Source organism: Klebsiella sp. HC6 (assembly GCF_022605325.1).
GTDB classification, from domain to species: Bacteria; Pseudomonadota; Gammaproteobacteria; order Enterobacterales; family Enterobacteriaceae; genus Klebsiella; species Klebsiella terrigena.
The window spans coordinates 74194-100650 of record NZ_CP093278.1; the positions used below are offsets into that span (position 1 = coordinate 74194).

Annotated in this window: 21 protein-coding genes and 1 pseudogene; 17 read left to right on the forward strand and 5 right to left on the reverse strand. The window is 51.4% G+C overall.

Going from position 1 to position 26457, the window contains the following annotated elements:
• Positions 1-12: 12 nt before the first annotated feature.
• Entirely contained in the window at positions 13-1110 is a 1098-nt protein-coding gene (locus MMW58_RS29990; RefSeq protein ID WP_096000325.1) for a glycerol dehydrogenase, read from the reverse strand.
• 565 nt (positions 1111-1675) lie between these two features.
• On the opposite strand from MMW58_RS29990, the pseudogene MMW58_RS29995 reads away from it, so the two are divergent.
• From MMW58_RS29995 to MMW58_RS30020, 6 genes and pseudogenes are all read left to right on the forward strand, one after another.
• A pseudogene (locus MMW58_RS29995) lies at positions 1676-1990 on the forward strand (dihydroxyacetone kinase subunit DhaK); the annotation flags it as partial.
• Positions 1991-2059: 69 nt separating this feature from the next.
• Positions 2060-3180 (forward strand): IS3-like element ISSen4 family transposase gene (locus MMW58_RS30000; RefSeq protein ID WP_096147877.1). Its coding sequence is split into 2 segments (ribosomal slippage): positions 2060-2318 and positions 2318-3180, totalling 1122 coding nucleotides; the frame shifts between segments, so codons are not numbered across the junction.
• A gap of 227 nt (positions 3181-3407) precedes the next feature.
• Entirely contained in the window at positions 3408-4361 is a 954-nt protein-coding gene (locus MMW58_RS30005) for a cation diffusion facilitator family transporter (RefSeq protein ID WP_001198018.1), read from the forward strand.
• 111 nt (positions 4362-4472) lie between these two features.
• Entirely contained in the window at positions 4473-4847 is a 375-nt protein-coding gene (locus tag MMW58_RS30010) for a cytochrome b562 (protein WP_011977761.1), read from the forward strand.
• 437 nt (positions 4848-5284) lie between these two features.
• On the forward strand, positions 5285-5866 hold the full coding sequence (locus MMW58_RS30015; RefSeq protein ID WP_011977760.1) for a cytochrome b/b6 domain-containing protein: 582 nt from the start codon (positions 5285-5287) through the stop codon (positions 5864-5866).
• 135 nt (positions 5867-6001) lie between these two features.
• Positions 6002-6691: a VIT1/CCC1 transporter family protein gene (locus MMW58_RS30020; protein ID WP_016240364.1), complete on the forward strand. Its 690-nt coding sequence runs from the start codon at positions 6002-6004 to the stop codon at positions 6689-6691.
• 142 nt (positions 6692-6833) lie between these two features.
• Here the strand turns inward: MMW58_RS30020 and MMW58_RS30025 are convergent, their stop codons facing one another.
• Positions 6834-7145: a hypothetical protein gene (locus MMW58_RS30025; protein ID WP_011977758.1), complete on the reverse strand. Its 312-nt coding sequence runs from the start codon at positions 7143-7145 to the stop codon at positions 6834-6836.
• A gap of 172 nt (positions 7146-7317) precedes the next feature.
• Between MMW58_RS30025 and MMW58_RS30030 the strand changes: the two genes are divergently transcribed.
• Together MMW58_RS30030 and MMW58_RS30035 are read left to right on the forward strand one after the other, a co-directional pair.
• Positions 7318-8525 (forward strand): IS3 family transposase gene (locus tag MMW58_RS30030; RefSeq protein WP_135735428.1). Its coding sequence is split into 2 segments (ribosomal slippage): positions 7318-7639 and positions 7639-8525, totalling 1209 coding nucleotides; the frame shifts between segments, so codons are not numbered across the junction.
• Between the two features lie 536 nt (positions 8526-9061).
• The gene (locus MMW58_RS30035) at positions 9062-10057 is read left to right on the forward strand and encodes an IS110 family RNA-guided transposase (RefSeq protein WP_047650692.1); all 996 of its coding nucleotides are present in this window, start codon (positions 9062-9064) and stop codon (positions 10055-10057) included.
• 219 nt (positions 10058-10276) lie between these two features.
• Here MMW58_RS30035 and MMW58_RS30040 read toward each other — a convergent pair whose 3' ends face one another.
• The gene (locus tag MMW58_RS30040; protein ID WP_116967863.1) at positions 10277-11110 is read right to left on the reverse strand and encodes an oxidoreductase; all 834 of its coding nucleotides are present in this window, start codon (positions 11108-11110) and stop codon (positions 10277-10279) included.
• Positions 11111-11214: 104 nt separating this feature from the next.
• Here MMW58_RS30040 and MMW58_RS30045 point away from each other — a divergent pair, with 104 nt between their 5' ends.
• The gene (locus MMW58_RS30045) at positions 11215-12135 is read left to right on the forward strand and encodes an AraC family transcriptional regulator (protein WP_012540028.1); all 921 of its coding nucleotides are present in this window, start codon (positions 11215-11217) and stop codon (positions 12133-12135) included.
• 295 nt (positions 12136-12430) lie between these two features.
• Here the strand turns inward: MMW58_RS30045 and MMW58_RS30050 are convergent, their stop codons facing one another.
• Positions 12431-13864: an alpha,alpha-trehalose-phosphate synthase (UDP-forming) gene (locus MMW58_RS30050; protein WP_116967864.1), complete on the reverse strand. Its 1434-nt coding sequence runs from the start codon at positions 13862-13864 to the stop codon at positions 12431-12433.
• Between the two features lie 44 nt (positions 13865-13908).
• The gene (locus tag MMW58_RS30055) at positions 13909-15327 is read right to left on the reverse strand and encodes a glutamine synthetase family protein (protein ID WP_116967865.1); all 1419 of its coding nucleotides are present in this window, start codon (positions 15325-15327) and stop codon (positions 13909-13911) included.
• A gap of 293 nt (positions 15328-15620) precedes the next feature.
• Here MMW58_RS30055 and MMW58_RS30060 point away from each other — a divergent pair, with 293 nt between their 5' ends.
• The 8 genes from MMW58_RS30060 (at position 15621) to MMW58_RS30090 (ending at position 25728) form a co-directional block, all read left to right on the forward strand.
• A complete protein-coding gene (locus MMW58_RS30060; protein ID WP_130951664.1) occupies positions 15621-15950 on the forward strand; it encodes a hypothetical protein in 330 nt (109 codons plus the stop codon).
• A gap of 213 nt (positions 15951-16163) precedes the next feature.
• A complete protein-coding gene (gene kdpF, locus MMW58_RS30410) occupies positions 16164-16253 on the forward strand; it encodes a K(+)-transporting ATPase subunit F (RefSeq protein ID WP_116967867.1) in 90 nt (29 codons plus the stop codon).
• Positions 16253-17938 carry a potassium-transporting ATPase subunit KdpA gene (gene kdpA, locus MMW58_RS30065; protein WP_132135960.1) on the forward strand — a complete coding sequence of 562 codons (1686 nt, stop codon included), beginning with the start codon at positions 16253-16255 and terminating at the stop codon, positions 17936-17938. Before kdpF ends, kdpA begins: the two co-directional genes overlap by 1 nt.
• 18 nt (positions 17939-17956) lie before the next feature.
• Entirely contained in the window at positions 17957-19999 is a 2043-nt protein-coding gene (gene kdpB, locus MMW58_RS30070) for a potassium-transporting ATPase subunit KdpB (protein WP_116967869.1), read from the forward strand.
• Positions 20000-20009: 10 nt separating this feature from the next.
• Complete coding sequence (gene kdpC / locus MMW58_RS30075) at positions 20010-20585, forward strand: potassium-transporting ATPase subunit KdpC (RefSeq protein ID WP_116967870.1); 576 nt, start codon at positions 20010-20012, stop codon at positions 20583-20585.
• A 9-nt stretch (positions 20586-20594) separates the two neighbouring features.
• Positions 20595-23297 (forward strand): two-component system sensor histidine kinase KdpD, encoded by a 2703-nt coding sequence (kdpD, locus tag MMW58_RS30080; protein ID WP_116967871.1) that lies wholly within the window; start codon positions 20595-20597, stop codon positions 23295-23297.
• Complete coding sequence (kdpE, locus tag MMW58_RS30085) at positions 23294-23962, forward strand: two-component system response regulator KdpE (RefSeq protein WP_116967872.1); 669 nt, start codon at positions 23294-23296, stop codon at positions 23960-23962. Before kdpD ends, kdpE begins: the two co-directional genes overlap by 4 nt.
• A gap of 323 nt (positions 23963-24285) precedes the next feature.
• Positions 24286-25728 carry an IS1182 family transposase gene (locus tag MMW58_RS30090; protein WP_241723825.1) on the forward strand — a complete coding sequence of 481 codons (1443 nt, stop codon included), beginning with the start codon at positions 24286-24288 and terminating at the stop codon, positions 25726-25728.
• The last annotated feature ends 729 nt before the right edge of the window (positions 25729-26457 follow it).

Here is a 26457-nt window from a genome sequence, read left to right on the forward strand (position 1 = left end):
AGCCACCGCGAATTAACGCGCCAGCCACTGCTGGCCTAACAGATCGGCGGTGAGGATAGCGGCATGGACGCTCTCCGGGGTCACCGCAAACGGCATATTATGGATGGTTTCCCCTTCCGCGCAGGTGGCTTTCGCCACCGCGGCGATTTTCTCGTCGATCCCCTCTTTGACGCCCATCTGCGCGAGCGTCACCGGCAGGCCGACGCGCTGGCAGAAGCCCAGCACCGTTTCAATCTCGTCCATCGGGCTGTTCTGTAGCACCAGCTGCGCCAGGGTACCGAAGGCCACTTTCTCACCGTGATACAGATGGTGGCACTCTTCAAGAATGGTGAAACCGTTGTGGATTGCGTGGGCGGCGGCCAGGCCACTGCTTTCAAAGCCAATGCCGCTGAGATAAGTGTTCGCCTCGATGATGCGCTCCAGCGCTTCGGTCACTACCCCGGCCTGCGCCGCCAGACGGGCCTTTTCGCCCTCCGCCAGCAGCGTATCATAGCACAGGCGCGCCAGGCTCAAGGCCGCCGCCGTGGACTGCCCGCCCGCCATGCTGGTGGCTCGCGCATCGAAGCAGGCCTTGGCTTCAAACCAGGTGGAGAGCGCATCGCCCATGCCGGAGACCAGCAGGCGTACCGGCGCTTTGGCGATAATCGCCGTGTCCATCACCACCATATCCGGGTTTTTCGGGTAGATCAGATACTCTTCAAACTCGCCCGCCTCGGTGTAGATAACCGACAGCGCGCTGGTCGGCGCATCGGTTGAGGCGATGGTCGGGATCACCACCACCGGCAGCTTCTGGTAGTAACCGATCGCCTTCGCGGTATCGAGGGTTTTACCACCGCCGATCCCGACCACGCCGCGGCAGCCCTGTTTTTGCAAAATCGCCATCAGACGGTTGATTTCCGCATGGCTGCATTCGCCGTTAAACCGTTCCGCATGGCAGCGAATATCGTGGCTCTGCAGGCCATTCACCACTTTCTCTCCCGCCAGCTTCATTACGAAATCGTCGGCGATGACGAAGAAGCTCTCCGCCAGGTTTTTGGCATATTGACCGAACAGAACAGCAGCATCAGGACCCTGAAGATATTTGGCTGGAGATTGAATAACTTTTAGCATTCCTTTCATCCTCAAATAAGTACATGTTTTCACATGGTGAGCCCTGGCGTTAACCCGTTTAGCCTGATGTTGACGGCGAAAGCGGACGTACCGGAGCGATGTAATAACTGTATGGCGAGGCGTGTACAAAAAAATCTTTCGTCATTTTGTTCTGATATGGAACAGATAAAAATGACATGCGTTTCATTTTGGAATGCTTAACCACAAAAATAATGAGATTTGCGATCTCGATCCGTTCCGTTCCGTTACCGCGAAATTACCGACAAACACGATGATAAATTTCCCCAATTACGCGCCATCCTGGGTAAAGCCCCGCAAAAAAGACTGACTGCGCCGTGTGGCCTGCTCTGATCGCAGGAGGAAAAAGTCGAGCGAGTTCGCATTGTGATGATTTCTCGCCTAATTAAGTTTCATTTCGGAACAAAAAACAGCAATCACGTTTCGTAATGAAACTCATTTTCGTGTTGTTTTTTTCCATGCTGACTTCGCCAGAATCTCTCTATCGCCTCCGCACCATGAACATGCATTCGGGGGGTTGTCTTACACTCAACCTCGAGGAGCCGTTATGTCTCAATTCTTTTTTAATCAACGCCCCCATCTCGTTAGCGACGTGATCGACGGTACAATTATCACCAGCCCGTGGAATAACCTGGCGCGTCTGGAGAGCGACCCGGCGATCCGTGTAGTGGTACGCCGCGATCTGAATAAAAACAACGTGGCGGTGATTTCCGGCGGCGGCTCCGGCCATGAACCGGCGCACGTCGGCTTTATTGGTAAAGGCATGCTGACCGCCGCGGTCTGCGGCGATCTGTTCGCCTCGCCGAGCGTCGATGCGGTACTCACCGCGATTCAGGCGGTGACCGGCGAGGCGGGCTGTCTGACCTGCTCCCCGTTGATTAGTACACCCCGATGTTAGTAATGTCTTCATAAGCCACATGAGGACATCCCCATGAAGAAGCGTTTTTCCGACGAACAGATCATCAGTATTCTCCGCGAAGCCGAAGCAGGGGTACCCGCCCGTGAACTCTGCCGCAAGCATGCCATTTCCGATGCCACGTTTTACATCTGGCGTAAGAAGTATGGCGGTATGGAGGTGCCTGAAGTTAAGCGCCTGAAGTCGCTTGAGGAAGAGAACGCCAGACTCAAGAAGCTGCTTGCCGAAGCCATGCTGGATAAAGAGGCGCTTCAGGTGGCTCTTGGGCGAAAGTACTGACGACAGACCAGAAGCGGGAAGCCGTGATGTTGATGTGTGATGCGACCGGTCTGTCGCAACGTCGTGCCTGCAGGCTTACAGGTTTATCCCTGTCGACCTGCCGCTATGAGGCTCACCGTCCGGCTGCTGATGCGCATTTATCAGGGCGCATCACTGAGCTGGCACTGGAGCGCAGGCGTTTTGGCTACCGTCGTATTTGGCAGTTGCTGCGCCGTGAAGGGCTTCATGTTAATCATAAGCGCGTGTACCGGCTTTATCACCTCAGTGGCCTGGGCGTAAAACGCAGAAGACGTCGTAAAGGGCTGGCAACAGAACGTCTGCCGCTGCTCCGTCCGGCGGCGCCCAATCTGACCTGGTCGATGGATTTCGTCATGGACGCACTTTCCACCGGTCGCAGGATCAAGTGTCTTACCTGCGTCGATGATTTCACAAAGGAATGCCTGACGGTCACTGTTGCCTTTGGGATTTCAGGCGTTCAGGTCACGCGTATTCTGGACAGCATTGCACTGTTTCGAGGCTATCCGGCGACGATAAGAACTGACCAGGGGCCGGAGTTCACTTGCCGTGCACTGGATCAATGGGCCTTTGAGCATGGTGTTGAGTTGCGCTTAATCCAGCCGGGCAAGCCAACGCAGAACGGATTTATTGAGAGCTTTAACGGACGATTTCGCGATGAATGTCTGAATGAGCACTGGTTCAGCGATATCGTTCATGCCAGGAAAATTATTAATGACTGGCGGCAGGATTATAACGAATGCCGCCCGCACTCCACGCTGAATTATCAGACACCGTCTGAATTTGCAGCGGGCTGGAGAAAGGGTCATTCTGAGAATGAAGATTCCGACGTTACTAACTGAGTGTTGTATCTAATCGTGGGGGCAGGTCAGTGGTAACTGTCAATTTTTTCATATTCTGTTAAGAATAAATTAATGTTTAAAAATTATGATAAATGAATGTCATCACAAACATGGCACGTCCTTTACAGGAATAAATCTCACCAATTATTATATTTTCGCCACAGAACCTGTCCGGGAAGGATAGTCTGTTTAGTATTAACTGTTGATGCTGTTATAAGGAGTTTCTGATGCAGGTAAACAAATTTACGGATGATATTGATATTAGTTCTCATGAGCGTTTCATCGCGGCCCGTAAAAGTACGTGGGTTAGTGTGCTTGTTAATTGTTTTCTGACATCCGGGCAGGTGATTACTGGTATATTTTCTGGATCTCAGGGACTTATCGCGGATGGTATTCATTCCCTGTCTGATTTAGTCTCAGACTTTGTTGTACTCATTGCAAACCATAAAAGTAAAAAAAATCCCGATGATGACCATCACTACGGTCATCATCGTTATGAAAATGGTGCATCATTAATTCTGGGGACAATTTTATTTATTGTTGGCATCGGCATGTTATGGTCAGCAGTAAATAAAATGAAACAACCAGATGATATTCCTCAGGTACATATTGTTGCTCTGTGGGTGGCTTTAGCCGCACTGGTTATCAAAGAGCTTCTTTTTCGCTATATGCTTGCCGTAGCAACCCGAGTAAAATCCACTATGCTGGTCGCTAATGCCTGGCATGCACGCTCTGATGCCGCTTCGTCTTTGGTTGTGGCTATTGGTATTATTGGGAACTTATCAGGTTTTAAATTACTCGACCCAGTTGCTGCAATGGTTGTCGGACTGATTGTAACCAGAATGGGATATTCATTTATGTCAGATTCGCTTCATGACTTGATGGACAGATCCGTGGATATTGAAACTGAAAATAAAATAAAAACCACATTATTGTCAACGCCTGGAGTTGAAGGTATCCATGATCTCAAAACCCGTAAAATGGGAGATCTTGTTGTTGTTGATGTTCATCTGGAAATTAATGGTAATTTATCAGTGAAAGTAGGGCATGACATTGCTGTTTTAGCCAGGAAATCAGTTTTAGATAATCATCATGTATTAAATGTCATGACGCATGTTGACCCTTTTTTTAAGGAGGTAAGTGGCCTTGATTATGGAAGTGTAAATAATCATAAACAATAATTTTAATGCTGATTTTCTTCGGGGAAATTGGCAAATAATTATTTTCTTTGCTCAATGTTACGTCTTCGGATTGTGATTTTTTTAAATGATAGTAAACAATGTGGGGTTATTATGAGAAAAATTATGCATAGTGTTATAATAGGAACAGCCCTTGTTTTATCTACCAGTGTAATAGCTGGTTCTGACGGTGTTGAACATGCCATGAAGATGATGAATAAAAGCTACCGCGCAGCACTTAAGGAGGAGGACGTTACATCTTTCAGGAAAGATATGCAGGATCTGAAATCAACAGCAGAGTCCATCTTGAACGGCCCGGTAGAGGGGTATGACAGGGAAACGTATGTTGCAGGTATGTCACTTCTGATTGATGAGGTAACTGCTGTTGAAAGTACCGCTGAAAAGGAAGGTCTTGACGCTGGGAAAATTGCAGCACAGAAACTGGGCAGTATGATGAGAAAATACCATAATAAACTTGGCGTTGACTGAACCGGGAACTATCAGGAGAAAGTAGATATGCTGGAAAGATATCCCGGAACTGACATGATATAGCTGCTTGTATTAGAATGGATAGTTATGCCCTGGTGAAGAAATTATAATACGTTATCTTATCTGCTCAGTACATATAAAAATGTTGGGGTCGCAAACATGCTTACCGATGCTACATTGCCTCAACATAAGCTAAGTCCTATTGATGTTGCACGGGGCGGATATACCCGCTTCGTGCTTCACTGAAACATACTGATGATCTCTTGGCTGGAAAAACACTTCTTCATGGTAATCTCTTCATATTACTGATGTGATGTACTATAGGTTTAGATACCATTCTCTGATTAAAGAGTATTGTTTAGTTCCGATAAGTTAAGGTTTCGTTAATAAAAAGGCATGTTGATTTGGTCAACCACCCCTAACAAAGTGGCTAAATTATGAATGAAAATTTACGTAATGCTCTCCCTCACAAAGACACACCATTTCTACGTGTGCTTCATATCATCTTAGCTGTATTGATTTTATTGCAGATTGTTAGTTCAAATCTTACCGAAAGCGATGCTCTCAGTGACTATACTCTCACAGGGTTCGTTACATGGTTCCATGTTATCACTGGATTATCACTGATTGTTCTTGGGTTAATCATGCTTGCATGGATGCTAACACAACGAGGATTTCATTACTATTTTGCTTGGCTGACTCTTGATTTTCGAGGTGTGGTTGAAGATATCAAAATGCTGATGTCATTCCGTCTCCCTGAAGCTCATGCTGGTGGGATTGCTGCCTTAGTCCAGGGGCTTGGTGTACTTGCGCTATTGGGCGTTGCATCATGTGGTGGTTTCTGGTTTGCACTCAATACAATTCCTGGAATGTCGCCAGTGCTGACAGAAAGTGTCCTAAATTTGCATAAGTTTCTGACTGTATTTATTGAAACCTATTTCTGGGCGCATGGTTCGATGGGGTTGCTGCATATATTTCTCACCATCCGTAGCCAAATGAAAAATTCCGTTACGGAATAGTGTGATAGATTGATGATTAATAAAGTGTGCTGTAATGGCTGGATAAAATTGACTACAATAGTTTAATTATCTGTCAAGGCATTCTTATATGTCCGTAATTCCGATTAGTGTGCGTAGTTGAAGGAAAGCAAAGATATGCATCTTGAACGACACAGCATCGAAAAAGTGGGATGGCTTCGGGCGGCTGTACTGGGGGCAAATGACGGAATTGTTTCGACAGCAAGCCTTGTCCTTGGTGTTGCGTCAGCAAACACCAGTTCTTCGGGAGTTTTACTTGCTGGTGTTGCCGGACTGGTTTCTGGTGCGATGTCGATGGCAACGGGAGAATATGTTTCAGTCTCATCTCAGGCTGATACCGAAAACGCTGCACTTGCTCAGGAAAAAAGGGAGTTGGAAACCGATTATGAAGGTGAAATGCAGGAACTGACTTCACTTTATATACAACGTGGACTGGATCCTGTGCTTGCCTATAGGGTTGCAGAGCAGCTCATGGCGAGAAATGCTCTGGATGCTCATGCCCGTGAAGAACTTGGGCTGACGGATACAAACTCTGCACAGCCCCTTCAGGCTGCTGTCTTTTCTGCTCTGAGTTTTTCTGCTGGTGCCGTGTTACCTTTAATAGTTGCATGGTTATCTCCTCCAAAGCAGGTTTTTTTGTTTATTATCCTTTCCACCCTTTTTTCACTGGTGGTCCTTGGTTATATATCCTCTGTTGCAGGTAAAGCACCTCCTGTCAGGGCGATCATAAGAATTATGTTCTGGAGTACACTGGCTATGTTTTTGTCGATGGGGATTGGTCATTTTGCAGGGCAGGTCCTGCTTTAATGTTCTGTCGCGATATTTCGAGTCGTATGTCATAAAAAAAAACGCTAATGTAGCTCCTTACAGGTTTTATTCCCCTTGGTACAGTGTCCATTGAAGAAAGATGCAGGGGCTTGGCCCCTGCATTTGAAGAGAATAAATAATGTTACTTAAGACAAATCTCCCGATCATAGACTCCACCATTCACAGCCAACATTTGCCTTTTCTTTTTTGAAATCATACCAGTCATGATTTGCGAATCATCTAAAAAAATACCTTCAAATGTTCCAGGACGTGCATTCCATCCTGCAATAATTACTGTATCTCCAACGTTTAACTTTGCTACCTTATCGTTATTATAATCCGTATTTTCAAAAATAAACTTTAGTCCTTCATTTGAACCAGAAATATACAATGTAACTAACGGATTCTTACTGAATGTAACAGTACCGATTTTTTTTATTTTACCTGTAACCATCAATCGGCACTTTTTGAAATCGTTAGTTGCCCTAAACTCATGTTCTTTAAATCGTGAATAAACCTCTTCAGCTGTATAAAGTGATGTAGCCCCCTGAAACACCGGACAGTAGCTGTATCTCCAGATAAGAGATAGGCTTGAATATATGTCTAACACTAACGCCAATTTTGAGATGACCGGGATCCTGTTAGGGCAAGAAGCCCGTAAACGTAAAACTCCTCAGGAGAAGATCGCCATTATCCAGCAGACGATGGAGCCGGGCATGAATGTCTCCCATGTCGCCCGCCTGCATGGTATCCAGCCCAGCCTGCTGTTTAAGTGGAAGAAGCAATATCAGGAAGGCAGCCTCACCGCCGTTGCGGCCGGAGAGGAAGTCGTTCCTGCTTCTGAGCTTACTGCTGCTCTGAAGCAGGTCCGGGAACTTCAGCGCCTTCTGGGCAAGAAGACGATGGAAGTTGAGATCCTGAAAGAAGCCGTGGAGTACGGCCAGTCGCGAAAATGGATAGCGCACGCGCCCTTGTTGCCAAAGGACGGGGAATAGCCCTGGTCAGCCGCACCATGGGCGTGTCGCGTGCGCAGCTGTCACTGCGGATTAACCGTTCTGCCGACTGGCAGGACAAGCGCTGTAACCGGCGTAATGACGAAGCAGACGAAGAAATACTGTCGGCTATCCTCGACATCATCAGCGATATGCCGAGTTATGGTTATCGACGCGTGTGGGGCATCCTGCGCAAGCAACGTCGCACAGAGGGACAGCCACCTGTGAACGCCAAACGGCTTTACAGGATAATGAGCGAGCATAACCTGTTGTTGTTGCATGACAAACCAGAGCGACCGAAGCGTGAACATAAGGGCAAGATAGCGGTGGCAGAAAGCGATATGCGCTGGTGTTCAGATGGCTTCGAGTTCGGCTGCGACAACGGCGAAAAACTGCGGGTAACGTTCGCGCTGGACTGCTGCGACCGTGAGGCCATAGACTGGGCAGCAAGCACGGGAGGCTATGACAGTTCAACCGTGCAGGATGTGATGCTGAGGTCGGTGGAAAAGCGCTTCGGCGACAGGTTGCCCGATACAGCGGTGCAGTGGCTGACGGACAACGGTTCAGCGTATACCGCGTATGAAACGCGGAGGTTCGTGAGAGAGCTGAATCTGGAGCCCTGCACAACAGCGGTGAGCAGCCCGCAGAGTAATGGCATGGCCGAACGGTTCGTGAAAACGATGAAAGAAGACTATATCGCGTTCATGCCAAAACCGGATGTGAGAACAGCACTGCGAAACCTTGCAGTAGCGTTCACGCATTACAATGAAAACCACCCGCACAGCGCGCTGGGATATCACTCCCCGAGGGAATACCGGCGGCAGCGGACATCGTTAACTTAAGATACAAAAGCTGTTCGGAGATGGAGGGTCAAGATCATTGAAGAACTGGCTCATCAACGGGACCTGGCAGAACTGGTTGTTCGACTGGTGCCCATTTTGCTGGCCGGGTGCCATTTTATACTCCCTTAACGTAAAAAACTGGTAAGCCTGAGGGCAAAAGACTAGCGCGCCAAAAGGAAATGTCACCGGATGCCGCGTCAGCGGCATGGAGGCGCCAGCTGAAGTTAAATGGAGTGCCGCGGGCAAATGGCGCCGTCGCCCGGCGCAGCCGGCTGCTGTTTTGACAGGTTCTGCCTATCCCACCCCCTTCCCTTGTATCTAACAGTTTGTGGTGATTAGCTACCACCACTGAAGCAGAGTGAGCCGCCCCCTTCCCTTAAGGTCAGAAAAGTCGGCACCGCTGAACCTTGATTTGCAGCATATGGCCCTCCGCTTCACCTTTCACGCCAGCACATCAGGTTGAACGGTTACCGGGAGCTCGACTCCGTATGTACAAGGCGAACAGGCGTGACGGTTTATGTGAGAGGAGTTTAACCATGTTTCCAGTCGGCATTGACGTAAGTAAAAACACCCTGGATCTTTGCATGCTTTATGACGGTATCAAAGGACGCATAAAAACCCGTAACATCCAAAATAACAGACATTCAGTTGAAAATATTCTTCGCTGGCTCAGGCTCCAGCACTGCGGTCCGGAAGATGTTCATGTGGTGATGGAGGCTACCGGGGTTTATCACGAACGGCTGGCTACTGAGTTACATGATGCTGGTTTCTATGTCTCTCTGGCCAACCCTCACCGTAGCAGAGAGTTTGCACGCGGCATGGGAATAATGACAAAAACGGATAAGGTGGATGCGTATATGCTGGCCTGCTACGCATTCCTTAAGAACCCTCACCGCTGGGAGCCGCCGGCACCCGAAATCAGATATCTCGGTGCACTCCTGCGACGGCGGGATGTTCTGCTGGGTGATGCCCTGCGTGAGGAGAACAGGCTGGAGAAATACCTGTCCACAGACACACCTGCAGATATTATCAGTTCCTGCATGCATATGGCGCAGCTGCTGCGCGACGAGGTAAGCAATATCGAGCGGCAGATTAAAGCGCATATCAAAGCCAGCCCTGCACTGAGGCGTGATTATACACTTCTGACCTCAATTAAATCTGTTGGCCCCCAGCTGGGAATGCATATGCTGGTCGTGCTTCGCAGCCATGACTTTTCATCAGCTGAGCAGGCTGCCGCATTTCTGGGCGTGGTGCCGATCGAGAAACGTTCAGGCACATCGGTTCGGAGCCGGCCCCGGATGTCGAAAATCGGTCCGCCTCAGTTGAGAGCGAAGCTTTACATGTCTGCGCTGTGCGGAAAAATCTACAATAAGCGAATGCGTAATATTTACGATGAGATGTGCCTGCGGGGTAAACCTAAAATGGTGGCCATTGGCGCGCTGATGCGGAAACTGGTGCACTGGTGTTATGGCGTCCTGAAGACCGGAACCGTTTTTAATGACGAAGGCCTGAAACAGGTACTGTCAACCTGACTGTACCAGGCAGGCATTAAACTCAAGGTAACGCTCACTGCGATAAGTGAGCGCAGTCCGCTATGAGCGAGGAGCGGAAGTTGATTTCACCGCAAGCCTGGAAGCCTGAAAGTAAAAAGGCTGAACTGCAAGGGCATCAGCATGATGCCCGAGCGAAATGAGCGCTTGTGCGACCAGCCATAATCCATTATCCAGTATGCTCTCTGTCTCAGCAGCTGATCAGCCATCCGTTGAACGTGTTATTTCTTCCCATTGTTCTATTTCATTACCTAATGCCTCGAGCTTTTGCCGCACTAAACTTAATGCATCACTGCCTAACAATAAATGCGTTGGAGGGTTCTGACTCTCAATCATTGCCAGCATGGCATGTGCGGCCTTAACGGGATCGCCGAGTTGCTTACCGCTTTTTTCTTCACGTGCCTGACGAATCGGATCAAATAAAGCGTCGTAGTCCGGGATGCTGCGAGCGCTGCGTACCATCGATCGTCCGGCCCAGTCGGTGCGAAACGAGCCAGGTGCCACGGCGGTTACGTGTATGTTGAACGGAGCCAGCTCTTTACTTAACGTTTCTGATATTCCTTCCAGCGCAAATTTGCTGCCGCAGTAATAGCTGATGCCGGGCAGGGTAATGAAACTGCCCATCGAGGTGATATTAATAATATGGCCATGACGACGCTGGCGCATGCCCGGTAGCATGGCTTTGATCATTGCCACTGCGCCAAACACATTGACTTCAAACTGGCGGCGCATCTCTGCGAGCGAGGATTCTTCCATTATGCCTTCATGACCGTAACCGGCATTGTTTACCAGCACATCAACCGGACCGACGGTAGACTCAATCTCCGCAACCACCTCATCAATATGCTCAAAGTCCGTGATATCGAGCAGACGGCCGAAAGCCCGCTGCGAATGAAGCGCCTCGAAATCGTGCTGTGCTTCGCGGCTGCGCACGGTACCGATGACCCGATGGCCTGTGGCGAGGGCTTCCTGCGCCAGTGCACGGCCAAAGCCACTGCTGACGCCGGTGATTAAAATCGTTTTTGCAGATGTCATAAAAGAACTCCCATGAACAATGAAGGTTGCATGGTATTCTACGTCCTGCCGCATTTTTAGGCCGTATCTTCTATTTTTCTTGCCTGATTTTATGAGGTGCTGTGATGCCCGGGATGATTACCTTAGTTAAAGCACTTGCGGTGCAGGAGGGATATAACCTTACCGCATTGCCTGATGTGCGAATATTGCGTGCCGATCGTCCACTTGCCAGAACGCCAGTGCTTTACGATCCGGGGATCGTGATTGTCTGCCAGGGGAGCAAACGCGGCTATTTTGGTCAGCAGACCTATTTATATGATGAACAGCACTACCTGGCGGTTTCGGTGCCGGTGCCGTTTGTGATGGAAACCGACGCGTCCGCTGAACATCCGTTGCTGGCGATTTATATGCATCTGGATTTTCATTTGGCCGCTGAACTGATGTTGCAGATTGAACAGCATGACGCCCGATATCCTCTCGCCGCGCCGCAAAGCATGATGTCGAGCCCAATGGACGACGCGGTAAAAACGGCCGTGCGGCACTTGCTCGAAGTCCTTAACAATCCGCTTGAAGCGGCGATCCTCGGTCCTGCACGGGTACGTGAGCTCTATTTCCGCGTATTAACAGGCGCACAGGGAAATGCCATGCGCGCCGCGCTGACCTTGCAAGGGCAATTTGGCAAAATCGGTAAAGTGCTACAGCGCATCCATGCTACCTACGCTGAGCCGTTAACGCTGACGCAACTGGCGATGGAAGCCGGAATGAGTGTGCCGACGTTTCACAGCCATTTTAAAGCGATAACCCGGATGCCGCCGATGCAGTATGTTAAATCGGTACGCCTGCACCAGGCGCGGATGTTGATGGTGCGTCAGCAAATAACTGCTGCTGCAGCGAGTTACGCCGTCGGTTATGAAAGTCCGTCGCAATTTAATCGCGAGTTTAAACGCCTGTTTGGTCTGCCACCCGCAGAGGAGATTAAACGTATGCAGCGATACTTCGCCGTTCCGCCTGTACAGCAAGCGTCGATATTTGTTTCATCGCATTAAGGCTTATTCGCCTGAATATACCAAGAAGTATGAAAGGTCCGCTTTTGGCACAAAGCGGACATGCTGGCTGAGCTGGAGGTCCGCTATGAGCGAACAGCGGACGTTGGCAGCTGATCGGAGCTTGTGGGTAAAGACGTGGGAGCCTAAACAGTAGGAGATTTCAACCCCACCACCACATTTTTCTGGGTCGATAGCCCCATAAAAGACCTAAATACCGACAGAAAAAAGCAATGTCAGTCTGTGTTGCTTTTTTTGGCCGCTCTGGAATTCCCGCCAGACTTGGCGGGAATGATGTTCAATACAATTGCTTCGGGGCGAAGACCGTGTAACTGGCCGCGCTCCGCCATCCCTGAGACATGCCTGAAGGCAATTCATTTTCCTCAAGCGCCGCCTGAAACGCATGCCGCCACCAGTGATTGTCCTGGCGGGTGACTTTTTGCAGCAGATTATGGTGGCGACGTTTACGCTCATGAAGCGGCATCATCAGCGCGGAGTGCAACGCCTCAGCCGTTTCTGCGGCGTCATAGGGATTGATCACGATAGCATCGCTGAGCTGCTCTGACGCCCCGGAGAAAATCGAAAGAATAAGCACGCCAGGATCTTCCGGATTCTGGGCAAGAATGAACTCTTTTGCCCCGAGGTTCATGCCTTCACACAGCGATGTGAACATCGCCACTTCCGCTCTGGCATAAAGCGCGAACATCACATCACGAGAGCACAATCCATTGTGAATATAGTTCACGGGATACCAGGTAAAATCGCCATACTGCCCGTTAATTTGCCCGCAAAATCCCTCGAGTTTTTCACGCAGATCTGGCGACGAGCGCGGATACTCATGAGCAGGGTCGGAGATCTGCAACAAACTCACATCGCGAACAAACTGCGGGTAGGTATTCAGGAAAGAACGCATCGCATCCAGGCGATAATAAATACCGCTGATATCGTTGATGACGTCGTTGCTGATGATGATTCGACGATGGTATTCCTGAATCACGGCATCGGTTTTGTGGGTATTCTTTTTCCAGTTCAGCAGAGGGGCGGTGGCTATCCCACAGGGGAAAACACCGACGCTCAGGATGTGGCCATTCACCTTCATGACGCTCCCGCCCAGACGTTCGGTACGATAGAAGCGGGTGATGTAGGAAATAAAGTTATTGGCATCAGACGCCGACTGGAAGCCAATCAGGTCGTAATGCAACATGGATTGCAGCAGCCATTCGTGTTCCGGCAAGGAACGGAACACATCTCCCGGCGGGAACGGCTGATGCAAAAAGAACCCACACTGATTGATAAAACCGGTTTCTTTTAACATCCGGCCCACGGCCAGATGGTGATAATCGTGCACCCAGATAAGATCGTCCGGGCACAATTCTTTGGCCACTTCGTCGGCCACTTCCGCGTTGTAGGCCTTGTAGGTCGTGAAGTACTCCCGGCGATAAACGGCAAGGTCGGGGCGGTTATGAAAGACGGGCCATAACGTCTGATGGACGTAGCCGTGGTAGTAGTTTTCATATTCATTTGGCGACATATCCCATGCGTGATATTCCGCTTCACCGGTTGTGACCGCCTGATGATGTCGCGGACGTTTTCCCTGATTTAATTTTCCATTCCAGCCAAAGCGCACGCCGCCATGTATCTCAATGTTGTTATTAATCGCCTCATCAAGCGGGTCAAGGGGCGTATTTTTTTCCGCATAACAATGGTTTGTAACGAGCATTAAACGAGACATAGTCTTCTCCGGAGAGTGCAAAATTGTCATGAAAACGGGCTATATCAAAAAGACATCGCCGACTCTTCCGCCGTAACGATGGTTTCGAACTGGGTCAGTGCCTCCAGCTTGCTGAGCACCCACTGCTGCGAAAAATCCCGTCCCAGGCTCTCCATCAGGTAGTGACAATCCTGATAGGCCGTGATGGCCTGCTGCTGGAATAAGGGCAACGCGGGGGGGGTGTTGAAAATGCGCTCCACGGCGTCACTGTCAACTTTTTCGAGGCCATACAGCATGCCGGTCAGGACTGCCGCCATCACTAAATAGGGATTGGCATCTGCGCCCGCGAGTCGATATTCGATACGGCGGTTATCTTCGGTTGAACACGGAATGCGCAATGCCGCCGAGCGCTTGTTGTACCCCCAGGAACTGAACAGCGGCTCATTCAGGTTTTTGCGCATTCTGCGGTAGGCATTCACGGTCGGTGCCAGAATCGCCACGGACGCTGGCATCAGGTGCAGCAGACCCGCCAGACACAACCGGGTCATTTCACTGAGCTCGTTTGCCGGTGAAGCGAACACGTTGTCGCCGTGAATATCATTCAGGCTGATATGAAAATGCAGGCCGTTGCCCGCCAGATGCGAGAAGGGTTTGGCCATAAAATTCGCTTTATAGCCGAACTCACTCGCTACCACGCTGGTTAACCGACGCATGGCAAGGACGTTTTCACACACGTCCACCACCTGATGAGAGTGCCGGAGGTTAAGCTCAAACTGGCCCGGTTCGGCTTCGCTGACAATGCCTGTCAGAGAGAGGTTTTGTGCTGCCGCCATCTCTTCGAGTTTTTCGATGAAAGGCGCATAGCTGGATGGCACCGCCATTTGATAACAGCCCTGTCCCTGAATATTCCGGGGATGCTCTTGCGTCAAATAGAACTCAATCTCCGGCGCGATGACCGGATACAATCCATGGTGGTGAAAACGGCGCAGCACATTTTCAAGGATCACACGCGGTTCCAGCCCACAGGGCCCGCCGTCACTGCCACGCATGGTCAGCAAAAGTTGGGCGTTTTCTTCCGGTTCATACGCCGAGGGGCGCAATGTCCCTTTCACCGGCAAACAAAGCCTGTCGGGTTCATCCAGCACAACCTGGCTTGCGTCATTGCCAATGATTTTCCCCTTCCAGTCCATGGAATAGACCGACTGCGGGAAATAACATCCTTTTGCTATCGACGGTAAATCGCCAACGTTAATTCTCTTCCCTCTGAACGTGCCATTAATATCATTCAGATAAACATCGACATGTTTTGTTCGGGGGTAGCGCAGAAGATAGGTTTTAATTTCCTGACAAAATGCCTGATGTGAATCGGTTGAGTCTTGTAATAACGCTTTACCCGCAGCGTTAGCGGAAACCGCTTCAAACTGAGTAGAGGCAAGAAATGCACGCAGATTCTGGAGCAGAGGATGTTTCATCATTGAGTTCATAGTGTTTTTTCATGTATGCCTGACGGCGACAGCTGGAGTATAAAATAACACTTCTTTTAATGATATATACAAACAATAAAGAAAAAGGCCGCAGTATAAAAATCCTATCAATTTACGTTACTCTGCAATTCTCAATAAAAATACAGACAGCAGTCTAAAAGCAGTTCAATTCAATATATGAATTATATATATTAAGTCATGCTTGTTTTACATCTTGTTTATTTACTTTTCGGTGACTGAAATAATAATAAATGCATCACACTACATCAGTGCCGAAATAGATACCCGGAGGGATGATGAACATCAGATTGGTCGGCAAGCTGTCAGCATGGGCGGTGTTGCTCATGTCATTCAACGTCTTCGCGGTCTCACCTGCCCCCCGTTTCAGTGATGAAACCTTGTCGATGCAGCAGCAGAAGGCCATCGGGCAGGTCGCCGCCCAATACCTCTCCTCACACCCCGATGTCTTGCTGAGCGTGCTGGAAAAACTCTGCACCGAGGAAAGAATGAAAATGCAGTGCGGAAAAAACATTAACAATGCCGCCATTAGTCATTACCCCGACAGTCCGGTCGGGCATCAGGATGACGGCGTTTGCCACGCCTGCCTGCTAGCCAAAAATTAGCCCATCCGAATCACCTCCCTCAAACGGGCCGCTCTCTGGTCCGTTTCGCATTTGTAACATTCACGCCTCCCTTCAGTCTCGAAAAAACAATTATAAAACAATCAAATATATCGTTTTTATACTTTCTTTATATCGCAATTGTTAACATTTACAGTTTTTTTACATGCCTTTTCTTACACTTAGCGCGAACTCAACGAATACGGGGAGATTACCGTGAGTCTAGGCATCGTTATCGGCATTGCGCTGGTATTTCTGTTACTGGGTTATCTAATTTATGCCCTCCTTCGGGCGGAGGAATTCTGATGGCTGCCGAAGCGTTTTTACTGTTGGCTTGCTACATGGCCGTTTTGCTGGTTCTGGCAAAACCGTTAGGTGATTACATGACTGGCCTGGTGCAGGATCGCGCCTTACCGGGCACCCGGGGGTTTGAAAACCTCATTTACCGCGTTTGCGGCGCTTCCAGCGATGAAATGAACTGGCGTCAGTATCTGTTTGCCATTCTTTTTGTGAACGGAACCGGGATTGTTTTTCTCTTTTTAGTGCTCTTTTTCCAGGGGGCGCTGCCGCTTAATCCGCAAAATTTACCCGGCCTCTCCTGGCATCTGGCGCTCAACACAGCTATCAGCTTTGTAACCAATACCAACTGGCAGGCCTACGCCGGTGAATCGTCGATCAGCTACTTCAGTGAAATGGTCGGACTGGCGGTACAGAACTTCTTATCCGCAGCCACCGGGATGGCCATCGTCTTTGCCCTGATGCGCGGCTTTGCCCGTCACACCACGGACAAGCTCGGTAACGCCTGGCGCGATCTGACCCGCATCACCTTATTCGTGCTGCTGCCGCTGTCGTTGATTATGGCGCTGTTCCTGGTCAGCCAGGGTGTGATTCAAAACTTCAGTCCTTATGTCACGCTGACGACTCTGGAAGGCGTGCAGCAGATGCTGCCAATGGGGCCTGTTGCCTCGCAGGAAGCGATTAAAATGCTGGGCACCAACGGCGGCGGGTTGTTCAACGTCAACTCCGCACACCCGTTTGAAAACCCGACATCCTTAACCAACTTCATTCAGATGTTGTCCATCTTCATCATCCCGGCAGCGCTGTGCTTTACCTTTGGGAACGTGGTTCGCGATCGCCGTCAGGGACACACCCTGCTGTGGGCGATGTCGATAATCTTCCTGGTAGCGGCAGCCGTTGTGATGTGGGCGGAACTGAGCGGTAACCCGCACTTCACCGCTCTTGGTGCGGACTCTGCCATCAATATGGAAGGGAAAGAGAGCCGTTTTGGGATCCTCAACTCCAGCCTGTTTGCGGTTATCACCACCGCAGCGTCCTGTGGTGCGGTTAACGCCATGCATGACTCCTTTACTGCGCTCGGTGGCATGATCCCAATGTGGTTGATGCAGCTTGGGGAAGTGGTGTTCGGCGGCGTCGGGGCAGGCCTGTACGGCATGCTGATGAACGTGCTGCTGGCGGTGTTTATTGCGGGTCTGATGATCGGTCGTACACCGGAATATCTCGGCAAGAAAATTGGCGTGCAGGAAATGAAAATGGCCGCCATTTATATTCTTATCACCCCGTCTCTGGTGCTGCTGGGCACGGCGTTGATGATGATGACCGAAGCCGGTCGTGCCGGGATATTTAACCCTGGCCCGCATGGATTCAGTGAAGTGCTCTACGCGGTTTCCTCCGCGGCCAACAACAACGGCAGTGCTTTTGGTGGTGTGTCAGCCAATACCCCGTTCTGGAACCTGTTACTGGGTAGCGCAATGCTCTTCGGGCGTTTCCTGCCGTTCATCCCGCTGATGATGATTGCCGGGTCACTTGCCGAAAGAAAAATTCAGCCCGCAAGCCCGGGCACGCTGCCAACACAAGGTCCGCTGTTTGTGTCTCTGATTATCGGCGTAGTCCTGCTGGTCGGCGCTCTGACCTTTATTCCGGCGCTGGCACTGGGTCCAGTAATTGAACATTTACAGATGCTTGGGCATTAATTGCCGGAGAAATTGGGTATGTCACATAAACTTCCGTCACAGCAACAATCAGGCATCATGCGCAGAGCGCTGATTGATTCGTTTAAAAAACTGGATCCGAGGGTGCAGTTCCGCAACCCGGTCATGTTCGTCGTCTATCTGGGCAGTATTCTGACCACGCTGATTGCGCTGGGCGTGGTGTCTTCAGGCGGGGCTTCACTCTTTACGGCCATTGTGAGCGTATGGTTGTGGTTTACCGTTCTGTTTGCCAACTTTGCAGAAGCCCTTGCCGAAGGACGCAGCAAAGCTCAAGCCGAAAGCCTGAAAGGGATCAAACGCACCAGTTGGGCGCGAAAACTGACCAGCGCGTCGAAGGATGCCCCGCAGCAAAAAGTGCCTGCGGACAGCATTCGCAAAGGCGACTTTGTGCTGGTTGAAGCGGGCGACATTATCCCCTGCGACGGCGAAGTACTGGCTGGGGGCGCGTCGGTTGATGAGAGCGCCATCACCGGTGAATCTGCGCCGGTGATTCGTGAGGCCGGTGGCGACTTCGCGTCCGTCACGGGCGGGACGCGTATTCTGTCTGACTGGCTGGTCATTAAGTGTAGCGTCAACCCAGGCGAAACCTTCCTCGATCGCATGATTGCGATGGTTGAAGGTGCCAAACGCCGTAAAACGCCAAACGAAATCGCGCTGACCATTCTGCTCATTTCGTTGACCATCGTCTTCCTGCTGGCAACCGCGACGCTGTATCCCTTCTCGGCCTGGGGCGGCACCCCAGTTTCGGTGACGGTGCTCATGGCGCTGCTTGTGTGCCTGATCCCCACCACCATCGGGGCGCTGTTGTCTGCCATCGGGATTGCCGGGATGAGCCGTATGCTCGGTGCCAACGTGATTGCCACCAGCGGACGTGCAGTTGAAGCCGCCGGTGACGTGGACGTGCTGATGCTGGACAAAACCGGGACCATTACGCTCGGTAACCGTCAGGCAACCCAGTTCTTACCAGCCAGTGGAATCAAAGAAGAAGATCTTGCCAATGCAGCACAGCTGGCTTCTCTTGCCGATGAAACCCCGGAAGGGCGCAGCATCGTGGTGCTGGCTAAACAGCGCTTTAACCTGAGAGAGCGCGATCTTCAGACCCTGGAAGCGACGTTCATTCCGTTCTCCGCCCAGACCCGCATGAGCGGCGTGAATATCGGGCAGAAAATGCTGCGCAAAGGGGCGGCAGATGCCATTCGCCGTCACGTTGAAAGCAACGGCGGTAAATTCCCGGCTGACGTCGAAGACCTCGTCACCTCTGTGGCAAAAACCGGGGGCACACCGCTGGTGGTTGCCGAAGGTAATGCCGTCATGGGTGTGGTGGCGCTGAAGGATATCGTCAAAGGCGGTATCAAAGAGCGCTTTGCCGAACTGCGCAAAATGGGCATCAAAACGGTCATGGTCACCGGGGATAACCCACTGACGGCGGCCGCCATTGCTGCGGAAGCCGGTGTGGATGATTTCCTCTCTGAGGCCACACCGGAAGCGAAGCTCGCGCTGATTCGTCAGTATCAGGCCGAAGGCCGCATGGTGGCGATGACCGGTGACGGCACCAACGACGCCCCGGCACTGGCTCAGGCGGACGTGGCGGTTGCCATGAACTCCGGTACTCAGGCGGCAAAAGAAGCGGGCAACATGGTGGACCTCGATTCGAACCCCACCAAGCTGCTGGAAGTGGTCCACATTGGTAAGCAGATGCTGATGACGCGCGGATCGCTCACCACCTTCAGTATCGCCAACGACGTGGCGAAATACTTCGCCATTATCCCGGCGGCGTTCGCGGTCACCTATCCGCAGCTCAATATGCTGAACGTGATGGGGCTGCACTCGCCAACGTCAGCCATTCTGTCCGCCGTTATTTTTAACGCGTTGATCATCGTGCTGCTGATCCCTCTGGCCCTGAAAGGCATCAGCTATCGCCCGATGTCGGCAGCGGCGCTGCTGCGCCGAAATCTGTGGATCTATGGCGTGGGTGGGCTCGTGGTGCCGTTCATTGGTATCAAGCTGATTGACATCATTCTGACCGTGATGGGACTGGGTTAAGGAAAAAATCATGACTATTTTGCGTCCTGCAATCTCCCTGTTTGTTGTGTTAACACTGCTGGTTGGGGTCGGGTATCCGCTCTTAACCACCGGGCTTGCGCAGTGGTGGTTCCCAAGTGCTTCAAAGGGCAGCCTGATTGTGCACAACGGCGAAGTGCGCGGTTCAGCCCTGATTGGCCAGAACTTCACGCGCCCGGACTACTTCCAGGGCAGACCGTCCGCAACAGGCGATAAGCCTTACAACGGCCTGGCCTCTTCAGGCAGTAACCAGGCCGGCAGTAACCCGGCTCTGGATGAGGCCGTCAAGCAGCGCGTAGCCGACCTGCGCAAAGCCAACCCTGATGCCAGCGCCACGGTTCCAGTGGACCTGGTCACCGCATCAGGCAGCGGCCTCGATCCACAGATCTCGCCTGCCGCCGCGATGTGGCAAGCGCCGCGCGTAGCCAAAGCCCGTAACCTTCCGGAAGCTGAAGTGAAACGCCTAATCGACGAAAATACAGATAAACCGCTGCTTTACTTTATCGGTGAGCCCGTCGTCAACGTCCTGCAGCTCAACATGGCTCTGGATAGCCTGCAGAAAAAATAAGGACAGGCCATGACCGAAGAACCTCTGCGTCCCGATCCCGATGCTCTGCTGGCGCAAACCGATAACGAAGTCCGGGGTAAGCTAAAAATTTACTTTGGGGCCTGCGCGGGCGTCGGAAAAACCTGGGCCATGCTACAGGAGGCCCGGCGTTTACGGGCGCAGGGGTTGGATGTCCTTATTGGAGTGGTGGAAACCCATGGACGCCAGGAAACAGCGGCGCTGCTGGAGGGGCTCAATGTGCTCCCTCGCCGCGCAACCGGAAAGAGTCACCATCAGGAGTTTGATCTTGATGCGGCCCTGGCACGGCGTCCGGCGGTGATATTGATGGATGAGCTGGCCCACTCCAATGCCCGTGGGTCACGCCATCCTAAACGCTGGCAGGACATTGACGAACTGCTGGATGCGGGCATTGATGTCCTGACGACGGTCAATGTTCAGCATCTTGAAAGCCTGAACGACGTGGTCAGCGGCGTCACGGGGATCCGGGTGCGTGAAACCGTACCCGACCCGTTCTTTGACACGGCCTCGGAAGTGGTACTGGTCGACCTTCCCCCTGACGATCTGCGTCAGCGTCTTAAAGAAGGCAAAGTCTACATCGGCGACCGGGCTGAACGCGCCATCGAAAACTTTTTCCGCAAAGGTAATCTTTACGCGCTGCGTGAACTGGCCCTGCGTCGTACCGCCGATCGCGTGGATGATCAAATCAGAGCGTGGCGCGATGCCAGCGGACGCGATGAAAAAGTGTGGCACACGCGGGATGCTATTTTGCTCTACATCAGTGAGGGTTCCGGCAGTGAGAAACTGGTGCGCATTGCCGCGAGGCTTGCGGCAAAACTGGGATGCGAATGGCATGCCATTGCGGTAGAAACCCCTACCCTTTACCGACAGCGAGAGACGCAACGCCGCAGTATCCTGCGCACGCTTCAACTGGCGCAAAATATGGGGGCGGTCACGGCCACCCTTTCCGACCCGGATGAAGCCAAAGCGGCGCTTCGCTACGCCCGCGAACATAACCTGGGGAAAATTGTGGTGGGCCGCTCCCTGCAGCGGCGCTGGTTCTTCTCTGAACGCCTCTCCAGTCGGTTTGCCAATCGCTTAAGCGCACTTGGCCCTGATCTGGATCTGGTGGTCATTGCGCTCGATGACGCCCCGGAACCCAGCGTCAACAGAAGTGCAGAGCTGCGCGGCACCACGGAAAAATGGCGTCAGCGACTCTACGGCTGCCTCGCGGCGGCGGCACTCTGTGCGGGAATTACGTTAACCACGAAACTGCTGTTTCCAGGCTTCTCCCCGACCAACCAGGTGATGATCTATTTACTCGGCGTGGTCCTGATTGCCATTGGGTTCGGGCGACTGCCCTCCGTGGTGGCGGCGGTGCTGAACATTATCGCCTTTGATCTGTTTTTTGTGGCACCCATCTGGCTGTTTGCCGTTTCAGATGCCCAGTACATTGTCACCTTCGCGGTGATGCTGGCGGTGGGCGTTATCACCGGTAACCTGACCGCGGGCGTGCGCTACCAGGCGAAAGTCGCCCGCCATCGTGAGCAGCGGGCACGCTATCTGTATGAGCTTGCCGGGGGCCTCAGCAAAGCGCTGGAGCCTTCCGATATCACGCAAATTTGCCAGCGCGTCGTCGGCGCAGCGCTCTTTGCTCGCTGCGAAGTCTGGCTGCCAGACAGCAAAGGCGAGCTTGTCCCACCGGCGGAAAAAACGCTAAGCGTGGCCCCGGACAGTGCCATCGCGAAATGGAGCTTTGAAAAAGAGCAGGCCGCCGGCGTCGGCACCGACACGCTGCCGGGCGTGCCCTACAAAATTCTGCCGTTAGCGTCGGCCTCCCGCACGCGGGGCCTGCTCATTATTGAGCCACAAAACGCCCGTAACCTGATAATCCCCGAACAACAGCGGCTGCTCGATACCTTCTGCATGCTGATTTCTGGCTCGCTGGAAAGGCTGGAGCTAACCCGCAAAGAGCAAATGTCGCGGCTGGCCATTGAGCGGGAAGAGCTGCGTAACTCGCTGCTGGCCGCCTTATCCCATGACTTACGTACACCGCTGACGGTGCTGTTTGGTCAGGCGGAGATCCTGACGCTGGATTTGTCCGCGGACGGCTCGAAGTATGCTCACCAGGCCAGTGAGATCCGCATGCAAACGCTCAGCACCATTCGCCTTGTCAACAACATCCTTGATATGGCCCGCATTGAAGATTCCGGTTTTCGTTTGCGTACCGACTGGATCTCGCTCGAAGAGATTGTGGGCAGCGCCATGAAATCCCTGGAGGCGCTTTTACCCTCCAATGAGGTTCAGCTCCAGCTGCCTCAGGAACTCATATTGCTGCAGGCTGATGGCCCCTTGCTGGAGCGCGTTTTCGTGAACCTGCTGGAGAATGCCATCAAATATGCCTCCGGTGAAAAAGGCGAGATAGGTATTCGCGCGCAGGCGTTATCCGGACAGATAAAAGTGGAGGTCTGGGATAACGGCCCTGGTCTGCCGCCGGGCAAGGAAAAGCAGCTCTTTGACAAGTTCACTCGTGGCACCACTGAGTCAGCTATTCCTGGCGTCGGCATGGGCCTGGCAATTTGCCGCACCATTGTTGAAATGCACCGGGGGGAAATTCATGCTCACAACCGGCCCGAAGGGGGCGCCTGCTTCACCTTCACCCTGCCGCTGCCTGCTGCCCCTGTACTGACCGAAACCGTGGAAGAAAATCCGTGAAAAATATTCTGATAATTGATGATGAGAAGCAGATCTGCCGCCTGCTGAGCACGTCCCTTCAATGCGATGAATTTAAGGTTTACGAGGCCGAATCTTTAGCCCGTGGGCTGAGCACAGCCGCCTCAAGGCAACCCGACCTCGTGATTCTTGACCTGGGCCTGCCGGACGGCGATGGCGTGGATTTTATCCGCGAGTTTCGCCAGTGGAGTAACAAGCCGATTATCGTTTTATCGGCGCGTTCAGGCGAAGAGGACAAAATAGAAGCGCTGGACGCCGGAGCCGATGACTTCCTCTGCAAGCCGTTTGGCATTGGCGAACTTCAGGCCAGGGTGCGAGTGGCTCTGCGGCGAAATGAAAGTGAAAAAGAAGCCGTAATTTCATTTTCCGATATCGTCATTAACCTGCATGCCCATACGGTGACGCGCGCCGGGGAACACGTTCACCTGACCAAAACCGAATTCCGGCTGCTGGCTTTGCTGGTCAGCAATCCCGGCAAGGTGCTGACGCAATCTCAGATACTGAAACAGGTATGGGGGCCTTCCGCTGACAACAGCCAGTATTTACGCATTTACATGGGACATCTGCGGCAGAAGCTGGAGGATATTCCCGCTCAACCAAAGCATCTGTTAACCGAAAACGGGGTTGGCTACCGGTTTATTCAGTGAATAACCTACATTGAATTTATTTCAAAACAACGTGTTATATGTAATTAATTTCCATCAGGTACCTGCCATGGGTCCGTATGCCTTCTTCACGTTCTGAGATTTTGCATTAGTTGTAGAGGTAATCACCGTTGATCTGCTGCTCTCGATTAACACATTACACTGTTAGCAACGTCCGCTTCTGGCACAGGCTGTGTGAAAACTGCTGATCACGTTTTGGTCTAAGCAGTGGCTTAATATGATCAACCATTCTTGATAAACCCATGCAGCAGCCTACTTTATTTAATAAAATTATAATCATACGATTAAATATTGCAGGCGCAGGTATGACTCATCATATTAAAGGCCAAGGCAGATATCAGGTGACGTTGCTCCCTGAAGTGCTTGATGATTTTGTCACAGAAGACAACGCTGTCAGGGTTATTGATGTCTTTGTTGATGAATTACAACTTGATGCACTTGGCTTCGAGCGCGTTAATGCAAAACAAACTGGGCGGCCTGGATATCACCCCGCAACCATGCTGAAACTGTACATTTATGGATATCTCAACCGAATTCAGTCATCCCGCAGGTTAGAAAAAGAAGCCCATCGCAACGTTGAATTAATGTGGTTACTTGAACGATTAACGCCTGATTTTAAAACCATTGCAGACTTCAGAAAAAACAATGGTAAAGGCATCAAAAATGCTTGTCGGGCTTTCATTGATCTGTGTCGGCAGATGCAGATGTTCACCGATGTAGTGGTTGCCATTGACGGTAGTAAGTTCAAGGCGGTAAACAGCAAATCGAACAACTTCACGCCCCAGAAAACAAAAGGCCACATCGAAAGGGTTGAGCAAAGTATCGCTCTTTACCTGAATAAACTCGATGAAGCTGACAAGGCTGCGGAGCCCGATAAAGGTGCAGGTTCAACCGCTGAAAAACTGGCATGGCTCCAAAAACGACTGAAAGAACTCAAGAAAATCCAGCATGCTGTTGTTCAGCACCCTGATAAGCAGCTGTCACTGTCAGATCCTGATTCCCGGCTAATGAAGATAAACAATGTTAACCGCCAGGTTAGTTATAACGTTCAGACTGCTGTTGATGCTAAATATCACCTGATTGTTGCGCATGAAGTAACGAATACACCAGACCGTGGGCAGCTAACATCGGTGACAAAATTAGCGCAGAACGCTGTTGGCAAAGCGGATATTACCGTACTGGCTGATAAAGGTTATTACAGCCGGGGAGATATTAAAGCAACGCAGGACTTAGGTGCCGTAGCCTTAGTACCAAAAGGCGATACCTCTGGCGCTGACCGTAAAGGTCTTTTCAATCGTTCATTGTTCAAATATGACCAGGAAAAAGATATTTATATTTGCCCGATGGGTAACGAGCTTCAGAACCGATTTACGATGGTTGAGGATGGTTTAGAACAGCAAATGTACTTTAACAATATTGCCTGTCGCGATTGCAGTCAGCGGTCAAGATGCACCACATCAAAACGCGATCCAAGACGGATAAGGCGTTGGGTTCATGAAGCAGAAATGGAAGACATGCAAGCCAGGCTTAATGCATCGCCACAAACAGCTGTCGTGCGAAAGCAAACGGTAGAGCATCCATTCGGGACAATTAAAATGTGGATGGGAGCGACTCACTTCCTGACTCAAAGGTTTAAAAACGTCAGCACAGAAATCAGTCTGCATGTACTGGCTTATAACCTGAAAAGGATGATGTCCATCTGGGGTACCGAAGGACTGGCCACTATGCTGCGAGAACGATGCAACTAGCGGCACTGGCCGCTTTAACCCCTAATAACAAGTCATTAGCACTCAATTTTCAGCACAAAGCCTCGTTTTGCCTCTACATACAAATCACTGCGAATACGGTCCATATCAGGAATATCTTGCATCCCTAGCTAGTGTTAGTCCTCAGATACTGTAAAAACCGAGTTTATACACAGCCTGGGCACAAAGCAGACATTAAAGACTACAGCATCGGATGCCGCGTTAGCGGCATGGAGGCGCCAGATGAAGCTGCATGTATCTGTGGAGTCAAATGGCGCCGAAAGCCCGGCGTAGCCGGTTACCTGGCTATAAATTCTGCCACCCTCCCCCCTGCCCTGATTAGCCTTAACCCGCTTACAGCAATGAAGAAGTTAAAGTAATCCCTTTTAACCCCGGTGAGCGGGCTTTACGGCGTTTACGACGTAAAGGGCGTGATTTCCGGGGCCTTAGCGGCGGCAGCTTGCTGCTGACGCTTAGGGGGATGTTCTTCAGTTATTTCAGCAACACCAGGGAACTTAACACGGTAGCTGCAAAGCTATACCCGCTCAAAACATCTCAGACGCCTCTGTACGCGGTCGGAGTGGTCCCGGCAAGGCGACAGCCGCAGTCGGGGCGTATCTCCGCGTTAGCGGCCCGCAGGGCCGCTTACGAGCGTGTACCAGACAACTGACCGCAGCTCCACCCACAGCGATGAAGAAGAGTAGTTACAACACCCATCATTAAAAGCGATGG